At 61.0% G+C, this 13,629-nt stretch carries 13 protein-coding genes; 6 read left to right on the forward strand and 7 right to left on the reverse strand.

What is annotated here, in order from left to right:
* Nucleotides 1-8: 8 nt before the first annotated feature.
* The 3 genes from NFS22_RS08550 to NFS22_RS08560 form a co-directional block, all read right to left on the reverse strand.
* The gene (locus NFS22_RS08550) at nt 9-821 is read right to left on the reverse strand and encodes an ABC-2 transporter permease (RefSeq protein ID WP_251317301.1); all 813 of its coding nucleotides are present in this window, start codon (nt 819-821) and stop codon (nt 9-11) included.
* Nucleotides 814-1,728 (reverse strand): ABC transporter ATP-binding protein, encoded by a 915-nt coding sequence (locus NFS22_RS08555; RefSeq protein ID WP_251317302.1) that lies wholly within the window; start codon nt 1,726-1,728, stop codon nt 814-816. Before NFS22_RS08555 ends, NFS22_RS08550 begins: the two co-directional genes overlap by 8 nt.
* A 90-nt stretch (nt 1,729-1,818) precedes the next feature.
* Complete coding sequence (locus NFS22_RS08560; protein WP_251317303.1) at nt 1,819-2,481, reverse strand: response regulator transcription factor; 663 nt, start codon at nt 2,479-2,481, stop codon at nt 1,819-1,821.
* A gap of 120 nt (nt 2,482-2,601) precedes the next feature.
* Between NFS22_RS08560 and NFS22_RS08565 the strand changes: the two genes are divergently transcribed.
* A complete protein-coding gene (locus NFS22_RS08565) occupies nt 2,602-3,783 on the forward strand; it encodes an iron-containing alcohol dehydrogenase (protein WP_251317304.1) in 1,182 nt (393 codons plus the stop codon).
* Nucleotides 3,784-3,823: 40 nt separating this feature from the next.
* On the opposite strand, the gene NFS22_RS08570 is transcribed toward NFS22_RS08565, so the two are convergent.
* On the reverse strand, nt 3,824-5,104 hold the full coding sequence (locus NFS22_RS08570; RefSeq protein WP_251317305.1) for an L-cysteine desulfidase family protein: 1,281 nt from the start codon (nt 5,102-5,104) through the stop codon (nt 3,824-3,826).
* A 125-nt stretch (nt 5,105-5,229) separates the two neighbouring features.
* On the opposite strand from NFS22_RS08570, the gene NFS22_RS08575 reads away from it, so the two are divergent.
* Together NFS22_RS08575 and NFS22_RS08580 are read left to right on the forward strand one after the other, a co-directional pair.
* Entirely contained in the window at nt 5,230-6,096 is an 867-nt protein-coding gene (locus NFS22_RS08575) for an HAD family hydrolase (protein WP_251317306.1), read from the forward strand.
* 190 nt (nt 6,097-6,286) lie between these two features.
* Nucleotides 6,287-7,666, forward strand: a complete 1,380-nt coding sequence (locus NFS22_RS08580) for a TraB/GumN family protein (protein WP_251317307.1) — start codon at nt 6,287-6,289, stop codon at nt 7,664-7,666.
* A gap of 64 nt (nt 7,667-7,730) precedes the next feature.
* Here NFS22_RS08580 and NFS22_RS08585 read toward each other — a convergent pair whose 3' ends face one another.
* From NFS22_RS08585 to NFS22_RS08595, 3 genes are read right to left on the reverse strand one after another with little or no spacing between them, the layout of a single operon-like run.
* Nucleotides 7,731-8,177, reverse strand: coding sequence for a hypothetical protein (locus NFS22_RS08585; protein WP_251317308.1), 447 nt, complete (start codon nt 8,175-8,177; stop codon nt 7,731-7,733).
* Nucleotides 8,178-8,189: 12 nt separating this feature from the next.
* On the reverse strand, nt 8,190-9,878 hold the full coding sequence (locus NFS22_RS08590) for a DAK2 domain-containing protein (RefSeq protein WP_251317309.1): 1,689 nt from the start codon (nt 9,876-9,878) through the stop codon (nt 8,190-8,192).
* A 27-nt stretch (nt 9,879-9,905) separates the two neighbouring features.
* Nucleotides 9,906-10,253, reverse strand: a complete 348-nt coding sequence (locus tag NFS22_RS08595) for an Asp23/Gls24 family envelope stress response protein (RefSeq protein WP_251317310.1) — start codon at nt 10,251-10,253, stop codon at nt 9,906-9,908.
* A 196-nt stretch (nt 10,254-10,449) separates the two neighbouring features.
* On the opposite strand from NFS22_RS08595, the gene NFS22_RS08600 reads away from it, so the two are divergent.
* From NFS22_RS08600 to NFS22_RS08610, 3 genes are all read left to right on the forward strand, one after another.
* Nucleotides 10,450-10,848 (forward strand): DUF3221 domain-containing protein, encoded by a 399-nt coding sequence (locus NFS22_RS08600; protein ID WP_251317311.1) that lies wholly within the window; start codon nt 10,450-10,452, stop codon nt 10,846-10,848.
* 161 nt (nt 10,849-11,009) lie between these two features.
* Nucleotides 11,010-13,103, forward strand: coding sequence for a SpoIIE family protein phosphatase (locus NFS22_RS08605; protein WP_251317312.1), 2,094 nt, complete (start codon nt 11,010-11,012; stop codon nt 13,101-13,103).
* Nucleotides 13,104-13,161: 58 nt separating this feature from the next.
* Nucleotides 13,162-13,305, forward strand: coding sequence for a hypothetical protein (locus NFS22_RS08610; protein WP_251317313.1), 144 nt, complete (start codon nt 13,162-13,164; stop codon nt 13,303-13,305).
* Nucleotides 13,306-13,629 lie beyond the last annotated feature (324 nt).

Genomic DNA, 13,629 nt, shown 5'->3' on the forward strand with positions numbered 1-13,629 from the left:
TTGTCACCTCATTTCAGGTCTTTTTGCCGGAACAGGGCCAGCCCGGCGGCGGTGGTTACGGCGAATACGCCCATGGAGCACAGGGCCATCTGGACGGGGCGGGTGACGGTGCCGTCGGTGAACTGAACGGCCTGCCCCACCGGGTTCAGGTCCAGCAGGAGCTCATAGATTTTTCGCTCGTCCGGCTGGAGATAGCGGGGATTGCGTACCATCTCCGACACCATCTCTCCGTCCACCAGCTGAAGGGACGGGTAAAACTCCGGGGCCTCCAGCACCTGATAGACCGTAAGCGCGGTACCGAAAATCAGCAGGAACAGCAGCATACAGCACACCGCCGAGGCGGCCTTGCGGCTGAAATTCATGATGACCAGGGTGAATATGGCGCACCAGGCCGCCGCCATGAGCAGGGAGAGGATCAGGCTGGTCAGCAGCGGGCCGGGGGCCTTGGGCCCACCCAGCAGGGGGACCCCCACCGCCAGGGTACACAGAATATACCCGCCGCAGAAGATGAGGGCAGCGAACACGGCGGTGATCAGATTGGCCAGGTAGACGGACAGCCGGGTATGGCCCGCGGCCAGCTTGTTGCGGATGGTTCCGTCGCTGTACTCTGAACCGAAGAACAGGGAGAGAAAGACGGACAGCAGCAGGCCGATGAGCATGGCGTAGACAAAGAAGATAGAGTCCAGGGGGAATTTTCGCTGGTATTCCAGATAGGTCTGGAGGGGCTGCCAGGCCCCGGCGGCGGCGCACAGCAGCAGGGTCACCCAGAACAGGATGCTCTTTCTCAGGCGGAACAGGTTGGCGGACAGCAGGTTAGTCACGAGGACCACCTCCCACCAGGTTGATGAAGTAGCTCTCCAAACTCTCGTCCCGCTCCTGGGCGGAGAGGAGCTGACAGCCCTCCTTGTCCAGCGCGGCGGAGAGCTGGGAGATCACCGGCTGGGCGAAGATATCAGCCTTGCCCTCGGACAGGATTTTGTACTCGATGCCCATGCTGTCCAGCACCCGGGCCAGGACGCGGGTGTCGGTGACCTCCACCCGCAGGCACTTTCTGCATGCGGCCTCCAGCTCGTGGGCGCTGATTTCCTTTACCATGCGGCCGCCGTCGATAAAGCCGTAGTGGGTGGCCAGACGGGACAATTCGTCCAGAATGTGGCTGGAGATGAGGACGGTAATCTGCCGCTCCCGGTTCAGCCTTAAAATCAGCTCCCTGGTCTCAATGATGCCCTGGGGGTCCAGGCCGTTTACCGGCTCGTCCAGCACCAGAAGGTCCGGGGCGCCGGCCAGGGCGATGGCGATGCCCAGCCGCTGGCGCATGCCCAGGGAAAAATTCCGGGCCTTCTTTTTGCCCGTGCCGGACAGGCCTACCAGCTCCAGCAGGCCGGCCGCGCCGTCGTCCGATGGGATGCCCAGCACCCGGTACTGCTCCTTGATGTTGTCAGCGGCGGACAGGTCCAGGTAGATGGAGGGGGTCTCCACCACCGCACCTATGCGGCGGCGGGCCTTGTGGATGCCCTTGTCCCTGCTGTCCAGGCCGAAGAGGGTGTATCCGCCCGAGGTGGGGGCCTGTAAGCCGCAGATCAGGCGGATCAGGGTGGTCTTGCCCGCACCGTTCCGGCCCACCAGGCCGTAGATGCCCCCCTTGGGCACGTGCATGTTGAGACCGCTCAGGGCGTGAAACCCCTTGTAGGATTTCCAAAGGCCATCGGCGGTGAGAATATAGTCCATAGAAAGAACCTCCTTTTCTTGAGTGGCCCCAGTCTACCCCCAAAGGGTAAAGAGGGCGGATAAGAAAAGGGTAAAGAATTGGGAAAGGTTTTATCCGTTCAGCTTAAAGCCGATCCCCCACACCGACTCGATATGATCCTGGCCGGTCACATCCCGCAGCTTTTTGCGCAGGTTGCTGACGTGGATTTTCAGGGAGCTCTCGGTGCAGTCGGGAGTGTCGGCGGAGATGCGGTCCAGAATGACCGACTTGGCAATCACCTGCCCGGGGTTCTGGAGGAACAGCTTTAAAATGGCGTACTCCGTCTTGGTCAGCCGGACAGGGACGCCGTCCGCCGTGACGGCGTGGGCGGTCTGGTCCAGGCGCAGGGGACCGGTCTCCAGCACGGGGGCCAGGCCGGGGGCGGAGCTGTCCCGCAGGCGGACGGCGACCCGGGCCAGCAGCTCCCGGGTGTCAAAGGGCTTGGTGATGTAGTCCGCCGCCCCGTTTAAAAGCAGCTTTACCTTGTCGTCCACCCCTACCTTCGCGCTGACCACCATCACCGGCACGCCGCTGATTTTAGTCAGCACTTCCTCACCGGACAGGCCGGGCAGCATCAGGTCCAGCAGCACCAGATCAGGCCGGTTCCGCTCCAGAAGGAGCACCGCCTCCGTCCCGGAGTAGGCCCGCAGGACGGCGTAGCCCTCCCGCTGGAGCAGCTCCTCCAGAAGATTGCCGATATGGATGTCGTCATCAATGACCGCGATAGTCTTCATGCAGACCTCACCCCTGTGGCGTTTTTTCTATTGTACTTCATAAGTTCATCCGCCGCAAGCCCCTTGTAGAGAGCTGGTTTTAATGGTATAATATCCCCATCAACAACAGGAGGACACAATATGTTTCATTTTACCTATTATACCCCCACCATGGTGGTCTTCGGCAAGGGCGCGGAGGAGCAGACCGGCGCGCTGGTCAAGGCCCAGAACTGCAAAAAGGTGCTCATCCACTACGGCGGCGGCAGTGTAGTCCGGTCCGGACTGCTGGAGCGGATCAAAACCTCGCTGGACCGGGAGGGCGTGTCGTATGTGGAGCTGGGGGGTGTGGTGCCCAACCCCAGGCTGTCCCTGGTGTATCAGGGGATTGAGCTTTCTAAAAAGGAGGGTGTGGACTTTGTCTTGGCGGTAGGCGGCGGCAGCGTGATCGACTCCTCCAAGGCCATTGCCTACGGCCTGGCGGAGGACGCCGACGTGTGGGAGCTGTATGACCGGGCCCGGAAGGCCAAGGCCTGCCTGCCTGTGGGCGCGGTGCTGACCATTGCCGCCGCGGGCAGCGAGATGAGCAACAGCAGCGTGATTACCAAAGATGAGGGCGGCGTAAAGCGGGGCTATAACGACGACATTTGCCGGCCCAGGTTTGCCATTATGAATCCTGAGCTGACCATGACCCTGCCCCCCTACCAGACAGCCAGCGGCTGCGTGGATATCCTGATGCACACCATGGAGCGGTACTTTACCCCCAACGGCACCATGGAGATTACCGACAGCATTGCCGAGGGGCTGATGCGCACGGTGATGACAAACGCTGAAATTCTCCATAAGGACCCCCAAAATTACAATGCCCGGGCGGAGATTATGTGGGCGGGCAGTCTGTCCCACAACAACCTCACCGGCTGCGGCAGCGACGGCGGCGACTGGACCCCCCACGGCCTGGAGCACGAGATGGGCGGTATGTTTGACGTGACCCACGGCGCGGGGCTGGCCGCCATCTGGGGCAGCTGGGCAAGGTACGTGTACCGGGACTGCCTGGACCGGTTTGTCCGCTTTGCCGTTAACGTAATGGGAGCGGAGCCTGGGGGCACAGACGAGGAGACAGCCCTGAAGGGCATTGAGGCCATGGAGGATTTCTACCGCTCTATTGACATGCCCACCTGCTTCTCTGAGCTGGGCATCTCTCCCACCCGGGAGCAGCTGGAAAAGATGGCCCACATGTTCCACATTGCCTGCGGCGGCCAAAAGGGCGCCGCTAAGGTGCTCTACGAGGCGGACTTCCTGAACATTTATGAGATGGCAAACCACTGAAAATACAAGCGGGCCCCCGGCGAGAGCCGGGGGCCTGCTGTCAGCTTTGCAGCATAATCTGCAAAATTTCCTTGTCGGTGGAGCGCATACCGATTTTGCCCAGGCGGCCCACGTTGTCCAGGGTCTTTTCCACGCCGTGGGAGAGGATGCCGTCTCCGCCGTAGAACTGCTGGCCCTGCTGGTACATGCGGTAGCCCAGCACACCGGCGTCGATAGCGGCGGCGATTTTTCCGGCGCAGGAGGCCTTGGCCCCATCGCAGATCATGCCGGACACAATGGCCAGGGCGTTGACCACGGTGTGGATGACCTCCTCATAGCCGCCGTCGTCCAGATAGGCGATACCCGCCCCCGCCGCCGCCCCGGCGCTCACCGCGCCGCAGTAGGCGGACAGCCGGCCAATGCGGGTCTTCTGGTGGATGGTAATCAAATTGGACAGCGCCAGCGCCCGGTAGAGCTTTTCTTCGCTTGCGCCCGTCTCGCGGGCGTAGACAATAACCGGCACCGAGGCGGTCATGCCCTGGTTGCCGCTGCCCGAGTTGATGATGACGGGCATCTCGCAGCCCCCCATCCGGGCATCCGACCCGGCGGCGGCGGCGGACTTGGCCTTGGCAATGAGATCGTCGGGACGGGAGGAGGCCCGAATCACCTGGCCAATGTTGGCCCCATAGCTGTGGGTCAGGCCCTCCTGAGCGATAGCCATATTGCATGAAATCTGGCGGTCCAGCAGCTGCTTTATGTCGGCAATGTCCACCGTCTGGGCAAAATCGTAGATGTCCGCCATGGAAAGCAGGGTGCGGTCGGTAAGGCCGCTCTCGTCGTCCGCCTCCACAGGCAGGTCCAGCAGTACCTGGCCGCTGCGCTCCGTGTGGACAATGTTGGTGTGGTAGTTGGCGATTCGGACCTGGGCCGTGTCGTCCCCCCTGCGCAGGGTGAGGCGGATGTCAAAGACCAGATCGCCGTCCAGAAACTCCACCCGGACGGGGTGCTCTTTTAAGTAGGTGCGCATCTCTCCCCGCTGCTTGTCGGTAACCTGGGAGATAACCTCCAGCAGCAGTTCGGCCCGGCCGGCCACCACGCCGGCGGCGGCGGCCGCCTCAATGCCGTGGAGTCCGCCGGTGTTGGGCACCACAACGCTCTTTACATTTTTGATGATATTGCCGCTGGCCTCCACAACAATTTCGTCGGGCAGTGCGCCCAGCACCTCCCGGCCCTTGGCGGCGGCGTAGGCAATGGCGATAGGCTCGGTACAGCCCATGGCGGGCACCAGCTCCTCCTCCAGAATGCTGATGTAGGCGCTGTATTTCAGATCGGTTTTTTTCATGATGTTCCTCCTTGCTTCCGGCAGGGTCTTTGTGCTTATTATACAGGATTTGAGGGGCCAGGTCAAACAGTTGCGGCAAATACTTTCCTGTGGTATTATAATAGCGCAAAATAAGGAGGGATCTTATGTTCAAAGCGGTATGTTTTGATTTTGATTACACACTGGGGGACTGCACCGACTCTATTGTGGCCGGGTTTCAGCACGCGCTGACCAGCCTGGGCTGGCCCGCCCCCGACCGGGAGACGGTGCGCAAAACGGTGGGCTTTCTGCTGGAGGACTCCTATTCCATGCTCACTGGGGACCTCAACCCGGAGCACCAGGCCCAGTTCCGGAGCCTGTTTTCCGACGTGGCGACGGAGCGGCAGCAGCGGGAGACCGTCCTGCTCCCCGGCGGGGAGGAGCTGCTGCGGGGACTGCATGCCCGGGGGATTAAGGCTGCCATTGTCAGCACCAAGCGGGGGGATACCATTGAAATCATCCTGGACCGGCTGGGGCTGGCGGATACGGTAGATCTGGTGGTGGGCAGCGCCGATGTGACCCGCCACAAGCCCGACCCGGAGGGGCTGCTGCTGGCCCTGGACCGGCTGGGGGTCAGGCCGGAGCACGCCCTGTTCTGCGGCGACACGGTGATGGATGCCGGAGCGGCCCGAGGCGCCGGGACCCATTTTGCCGCCGTTCTGGGCGGCACCACCCCGGCGGAAGCTTCAGTCCTGACCACATCTCTCCCGACCTGTGGGACCTGGCCCGGTGGCTGGGGCTGTAGCAGTCCCTACTCGGAGGTGGTTTTCAGCTCCATATGGTCCAGAGCGTATTGCAGGGCCATACCAATCAGCTCGTTCCGGGAGCGGTTGGTCCGGGCGGAGAGGTCGTTGTACCGCTCCTGGAGGGCCCGGTCAATGCGGATGGTCATGGTAACGGTTTTGTCCTCCCGGGGGGTGACGATAAATTTTTCCATAATGTCTCACTTCTCACTGTTTTTGAGTACATTATAGTGTGAATTTGCATATTTAATCCATGCCACAATCTGCGTTGAAAATTCAATGCAGATTGTGATTGACTTTTGCGCTGGAACGTGCTATCTTTGGGTGGCGGGCTTGAGAAAATTTTCATTTGACTTCTGCCTGTCCCGTGCTACAATATACAACAGAAACTGGGCGCTGTCCCAGGAAAGGATGATGACTGATGAAGAAGTTACTTACCCTGCTGCTGGCCCTGGGTCTGCTGGGGAGTACCATCCCGGTGCTGGCCGCAGAGGAGGTCCAGGCCGAGCCCATTCCCGCCTGGGCCTACGGCGAGGTGGCCGACATCTACGCCATGGGTCTGGTGGGGGACGAGATCTACACCGACCACAGCAAGCCCGTTACCCAGGAGCAGCTGGACAAGATGACCAAGGTGGCCGCCGACAAGCTGGTCCTGCTGGAGGTGGAGCAGCGCTCCAATGCCGGCTCCTTTGTGATTGACACCACCCGGGGCGGCGTGCTCAACGCCCTGTACATGGAAGCCCTTCCCTACGCCTTTGCGGGCATTGACGCCGGGCCGGTGGAGTTTCTGTCCTCCCTGGGCGTGATCCACGGCAGCGGCTCCGACCTGGCCCTGGACCGGCCCTGCACCCTGCTGGAGGCTGCCTGCTTTGCCGAACGGATGATCCTGGCCCTGTATGACCAGCAGAACGCCGGCTCCCTTGGGCTTTTGTGGAAGGCGGAGGGCAACGGCAATACCCTGTATCTGCTGGGCTCCATCCACACCGACCGGAACAACCTCTACCCCTTCCACAAGCAGCTGCGGGACATTATCACCGGCGCCGAGCTGGCCGCCTTTGAGCTGGACTTCAACAACCAGGAGGGCATCGACGAGTTCACCGCCATGCAGATGTATTCCGACGGCACCACCCTGAAGGACCACATCGACCCGGAGCTCTATCAGGAGGTGGTGGAGGCCCTGGCCCCCTTGGGCATGCCCGAGGAGCAGATTGCCAACTACAAGCCCTGGGCGCTGGCCAACACCTTTACCGCCCTGTCTATGACCGACGACACCTCCAGCGAAAACGCTATGGCGCTCGACCTGTATGTCAGCGCCAAGGCCAGCAACCTGGGCATCCAGGTGGAGGGCATTGAGACCTACGCCTTCCAGGGCAAGATCTTTGACGACCTGTCCAACGAGTACCAGGAGAACTATCTGGCTATGACCCTGAGCATGTACCTGGGGATGGACGCCGCCGAGGGTCTGAGCGAGGAGGAAAAAGCGGCGTATGAGGCCGCCCTGAAGGAGCAGGACGAGGCGGTGAGCCGCTGGATGGAGCAGTGGAAGACCCGGGACACCGAGGCCTTCGCCAACGACTACCCCAAGGATGTTATCCAGTCCAACACCACCGACGAGCTCAACTCCAAGCTCTTTGAGGGCCGCGACCCCAACATGATCGCCTGGGCGGACCGCTATCTCAAGCAGGAGGGCTCTCACACCGGCATTATGACGGTGGGCGCCGGCCACATGATTGGCAAAACCGGCATTGTCCAGGGCCTGAAAGACCTGGGCTACACCGTGGAGGTTGTCCCCGCTCCCTGACGCGATACAATTCAAAAAACGTCCCAATCCGATTGGATTGGGACGTTTCTCCTTGGAGTAAACCTTACAGCTGATGCCCCCAGTCGATCCCCGGGTAAAATTCGCCGGTCCGAATAAAATATTCCACCGCTTTTACACCCGCCTCAAGATCCTGAAGGGCCAGTTCTTTTTCAATAGGGGTCTGTCCATTGCTTAGCAGCGGAGTCTTTTCCGTTACACCGGCAAAGGAGGGGTTGTAGGAATAGTAGTTATTCTGCCCGAACTCGCCGCAGAAGCCAAGGGCCAGCCATTGGCCGTCGCAGAGTACCTCCATCCAATCATCCTCCCCGTCCGGGTCCAGGTACAGGATGGCCTCAATCCCGGCGGGAATCTGCTTGAGGATTTTTGCGATCAACTCCTCGGTAATTTGATCGCCGCTGTAGTGGTGGTCGTATTCAATATACCGTACGGCGATTGCGTGTGAGTCAAATTCAGGGATGGCACCCTGCTTGGGAATAATTTGAAGCTCCATAGCAGCGTTTCCTCATTCTGCGGAAATCATAAAGTAATACACCGGCTGGCCCCCGGCCAGCATGGTGATCTCGGCGTTGGGACAGGCGGCGGCGAAGATTTTTTCTGCCTCCTGGGCCTGCTCCTCGGTGACATCCTCGCCGTAGAAGATAGAGATGAACTCGGCGTTCTGGTGGCTGTCTGACTTAGCCAGCCGGTCCAAAATGGTGCTCAGGTCCTGGTCTGTGCCGAAGAGCTGGTGCTCCTCCAGGGCCAGGTAGTCCCCCTGATGGATGGCGAAGCCGTCAAAATCGGAGTCCCGGGCGGCGTAGGTGATCTCACTGGTGCGCACATTGGCAAAGCCATCGGTCATAGCGGCGGTGTTGTCAGCCTCCTCCGCGTCGGGGTCGGCGGACAGCATGGCAGAGATGCCCTGGGGCACCGTTTTGGTGGGCAGGACAATCACTTTTTTGTCCTCGCACAGGGGAATGGTCTGCTCGGCGGCCATGATGATATTTTTGTTGTTGGGCAGCACATAGACAATCTCCGCCGGGGTGGCGTCAATGGCCTTGAGGATGTCCTGGGTGGAGGGGTTCATGGTCTGTCCGCCGCCCACCAGGCCGTCCACACCCAGGTCCTGGAAGACGGCCTCCAGTCCGGCCCCGGCGCACACCGCCACATAGCCGAACTTCTTTTCCGGCGGGGCGTGGACCGGTTCCCCAGCGGCGCCCTTCTCCAGCTCGGCCTCAATGGCCTCCAGGTCGTCGGTGCTCTGAACGTGCCTGCCGGCGGCCAGGTCCTCCGCCTGGGTGCGCATGTTCTCGATTTTGGCCAGCTCCAAGGTGCCGTACTTCTGGGCCTCGTTCAGGGCGCTGCCCGGGGTGTTGGTGTGGACATGGACCTTAAAGGCCTCATCATCCTCGCCGATCACCAGACTGTCACCAATGGAGTTGAGATACTTGCGGAAGGGGTCCAGGTCCACATCCTCTTTAAATTTGCGCACGATAAATACTGTGTCAAAGGCAAAGGTGATGTCCTCTACGCTGACGGCCTCAAAGTCGGCCTTGTCGTTGGGGACGGCTCCATCGCCGGCGTCCTCAGGCATGGGCAGGCCCCGGACCTCATCCAGCATGCCCTGGAGAATGACGAGAAAGCCCTTGCCGCCGGCGTCCACTACGCCGGCCTTTTTCAGCACCGGGTTCTGGTCAATGGTGCGGGCCAGGGCCTGCGCCCCCTCCTGGATGGCGGCCTCCAGCACGCCCTCAAAGCTGTCGTCCTCCCGGGCCTGACCGGCGGCACGGGCGGCTGCCAGACGGGAGACGGTGAGGATGGTGCCCTCGGCGGGCTTCATCACGGCCTTGTAGGCGGCGGCTACGCCAAAGTCCAGGGCGATAGCCAGATCCCGGCCGTCCATGGTCTCCTTGTCCTTGATGGCCTTGGAGAAGCCCCGGAACAGCAGGGACAAAATCACCCCGGAGTTGCCCCGGGCGCCCCGGAGCAGGGCGGAGGCGGTGCCTCCGGCGGCCTGGCCCACAGTGTCGTAGTGCTTTTTCCGCATCTCGGCGGCGGCGGCCCCGATGGTAAGGGTCATGTTGGTACCCGTGTCGCCGTCAGGGACGGGGAACACGTTCAGGTCGTTGATAGGCTGTTTTTGGGCGTTGATGGCGGCGTGGGCGTGAATCATCATCCGCTGAAAGACCGCCGCGTCAATATTTTGTACCATATCGGCAAATTTCCTTTCTGCGAATAATCAGAAGCGCATGGAGTCCACGCAGACATCCACCGAGGCTACCTCTACCCCGGTGGTCTTGCTGACCACATAGCGCACCTCGCTCATGATGGAGCGGCACACGGCCATTAGGTTGACCCCGTTCTCCACGATAATATGCAGCTCAATGGAGACGGTGCCGTCCGCGTTGTAGTAGACCTTGACACCCTTGGACATGGACTCCCGCTTCAGCAGGTGGACCAGCCCGTCGGTGGTGGAGCGGACCGCCATGCCCTTCACGCCGTAGCAGTTGGTGGCGGCGCTGCCGGTGACGGTGGTGAACACGTCGCTGCTGATGCGGATCTCGCCCAGCTCGGTTTCCAGTTTCATAGGAAAGTACCTTCCTTTCAGTCAGGATAGGGGAACCCATATATATATTTTACATTGTATTCGATTTTACGGAAAAATACAAGCCTAAAGTTAAGCGGGGCCCGGCTGGAGCGGGGAAAGATTTTCTGGGGCAAGGGGAACCTTGGCAAATTTTTTGCGTCTTTCATAACAGAGCTATACAGAAGGAGGTATTCTTATGCGAAAAAAAGCGGTTGGAATTGTGCTTGCCGCACTTTGTTACAGCATAGCGCTGGCGGGGGTGTTTTACTTTGTGGGCTATAAAGCGGCCTATGACCATATAGAGGCGTCCGCGTCCACCCTCACCCCCCAGACCTTTTATGCCACAATCACCGACATTCGGGATCACACGTTTGCCGTGACGGGTATGGAGGTCAATGACATCAACTTTAGAGGGAAATTTACATGTTCCATTGTGGAGGAGACAAAGATCACATGGAGATATACGGATATTTCTATCAATGATTTAGACGTTGGTGACCACATCTCTATTACATTTACAGGCGAAGTCCTGGAATCAGACCCGGCTCAGATCCGGCATGTGGATGTTATTCAACTGTTGGATGACGAAGTATAGCCCGTAAAACAATCAGGCCCTTCCCGCTTGAGGAAGGGTGAAATTTCACATCAGACTGGTTTCGACGCATAATTTCCAGAAACTGGAATATAATGGGCTCCAACATACACCGGGGCCCGTCCGAAGACTGTGGAGCGGGCTCCCCAGAGGAGGAGACCGGCATGACAGCCAGAACCATTTACAGCAAGCTCAGCGGCCTGCGGGGCCAATCCAAATCGGCGGAGCCCATGCGGACGCAGGTGTCGCCCCTGGCGGTGCTGGCGGAGGCGGGCATTCACCTGCTGCTGGCGGCGGTACTGGGCGGGGCGGTGGTCTTTGGCAACCGGGCTCCTCTGGGGGTGGCCTTTGTGGCGGCGGCGGGGTCGGGGCTGTTTGGCGGAGCCTCGCTGGTGGGGGCATGCTTTGGGGCGCTGACGGCCCTGGACTTCTCCACCGGCCTGCGGTACGCATCTGCCGCCATCCTCACCTTTGCCATCCACTTCGCGTTCTACGACTGGAAGCTTCTCCGCCGCCCCTGGTCCATGCCCATAGTGGCCGGGGGACTGACCGCCTTTACCGGATTTATCGTCCAGTCCCAGACGGGCTGGCGGACGGTGAACGCGGTCTACCTGGTGCTGGAGACCGCCCTGGTGGGGGCGGCGGCCTGGGCTTTCCGGGGGGCGCTGGCCCCTATGGCCCGGCGGAGACGGGACAGGCCCTCCGCAGCCGCCCGGCGGGTGGGACCGCTGGCCCTGCTGTGCGCCTGCCTGACAGCTATTGCGCCAATGGAGATTTTTGGAATTCCAATGCTGGCGGTGGCGGGGGTGGGGGCCTGCGCTCTGGCGCTGTTTGTTCCGGACAAGGTACTGGGCTGGCTGGGTGTGTGGTCCGTACCGGAGACGGCGGCTGATATCCGGGCCCAGCGGCTGGTCCAGCAGAAGCTGGAGCGGACGGCCCAGGCCTTTCGAACGCTGTGTGACTCCCTCCGCTCCGCCTTTCGGGGGCCGGACAATGACAATGATGTGGCCACCGTCTTCGACCGGGCGGCGGGGAGGCAGTGCCGGGCCTGCACCCTGCGGGACCACTGCTGGAAAACGGACTACAACACCACCTTCAACGCCCTGAACGACGCAACCCCCGCCATGGTGGAGCGGGGCAGGGCGGAAAAGGGGGATTTTCCCCGCCACTTTGCCGACCGGTGCATCCACTTCCCAGACTTTGTGGCGGCGGTGAATGAGGAGCTCACCGCTCTGTTTTACCGCCGGCAGTACAATGCCCGCATTCGGGAGAGCCGGGCGGCGGTATGCCGGCAGTACGCCCAGCTGTCCGATCTGCTGGGTGAGGCGGCCGCCGAGCTGAGCCGGGAGCTCACTCCCGACGTAATTGGTGACCGCCGCCTGCGGCAGCGGCTGTCTGAGTGGAAGCTGGACGTGCGGGCCGCAGTGTACCAGGACGGCCGGGGACTGCTCCGGGTGGAAGCGGAGGGGCCCCAGTGCGCCGCGCTGGCCCGGCCCAGCCGGCTCAAGGACCTGTCGGCGGTTTTGGGTGTCCCTCTCCGGGTGGAGCTGGAGGGGGAGGAAGCCATTTCCCTGATCCAACAGGAGCCGCTGATGGCGGTGGCGGGGGTGGCGGCCCGGAAGAAGACCGGCGAGACGGTAAGCGGCGACGCGGGTACCTATTTTAAACGCCACGACGGCAAGCTCTACCTTTTATTATGCGACGGCATGGGCAGCGGGCCGGAGGCCAACCGGGAAAGTACCCTGGCAGTCCGTCTGCTGGAGCAGCTGCTCCAGGCGGGGGTGGAGGCCCCAAGGGCGCTGACCACCCTGGCCTCCGCCCTGGCCCTGCGGGGGGAGGAGACAGGCGGCTTTACCACCGTGGACCTGCTCCAGCTGGACCTGTTCACCGGAGAGGGGGAGCTGTTCAAGCTGGGAGCGGCCCCTACCTATATAAAAAAGAGCGGCGAGGTCCAGCGGCTCAGCGGAAAATCACTGCCTGCCGGGCTGGCGGAGGGGGAACCCGCCGCACTGGACCGGTTCTCCCTGCGGCTGGCGCCGGGGGACTGCGTGCTGATGATCAGCGACGGGGTGTGTCCCGGCCCGGAGGACGGCTGGCTGCGGGAGCGGCTGGCCAGGTTCAGCGGGGAGAGCCCCAAAGACCTGGCCCGGGAGCTGGTCACCCGGGATTTGAAGGAGGCCACCGACGACCGCACCGCCTTGGTGATCCGGGTGGACCGCCGGACGCAAAAAGATCAGGCGGAGCGGGCAAAGAGTTGACAAGCCTCAAAAAATCGGATACAATAGAATTATAGAAAATACGAAAGGGGCTGTTGAAATGCCGTCTGAGAAAGAGCTGGTTATGTACCAGAAAGCGACTATTTATGACGTAATCCGGCTTATTAAGCGGGAACCGGACAGAACCTACACCGCAGACGAGCTGGAGGCCCTGCTTAACACATATGCCGAGGGTCTGGAATAGAAGTAGCTGTCTGTGAAACAAAAACAGCCGCCACCCGGCAGGGTGACGGCTGTTTTCACCCCTCCGAGGGGGGTCCCTGTAACACTTCTTACAGTCTGTTACGGCAATGTTACCGTTCTGTTACACTTCCCCCTAAGGTGTTGACTTTCAAAATTCGGTTTGCTAGAATGCGCATAGAGGTTGGAAGACCTTTTGCCCGGTCCAAGGCCGTGCCTGACCCGAAAGCGTTCGACAGGATGCAAGGGGAGTGACACGGAGGTGGAGGGTTGAAAAAGTCGAAATACCTCGAAATTTTTGGTCAAAACGCAGAATTTTCCGGCAAAA

Source organism: Flintibacter muris, from assembly GCF_943192995.1.
GTDB classification, from domain to species: Bacteria; Bacillota; Clostridia; order Oscillospirales; family Oscillospiraceae; genus Lawsonibacter; species Lawsonibacter muris.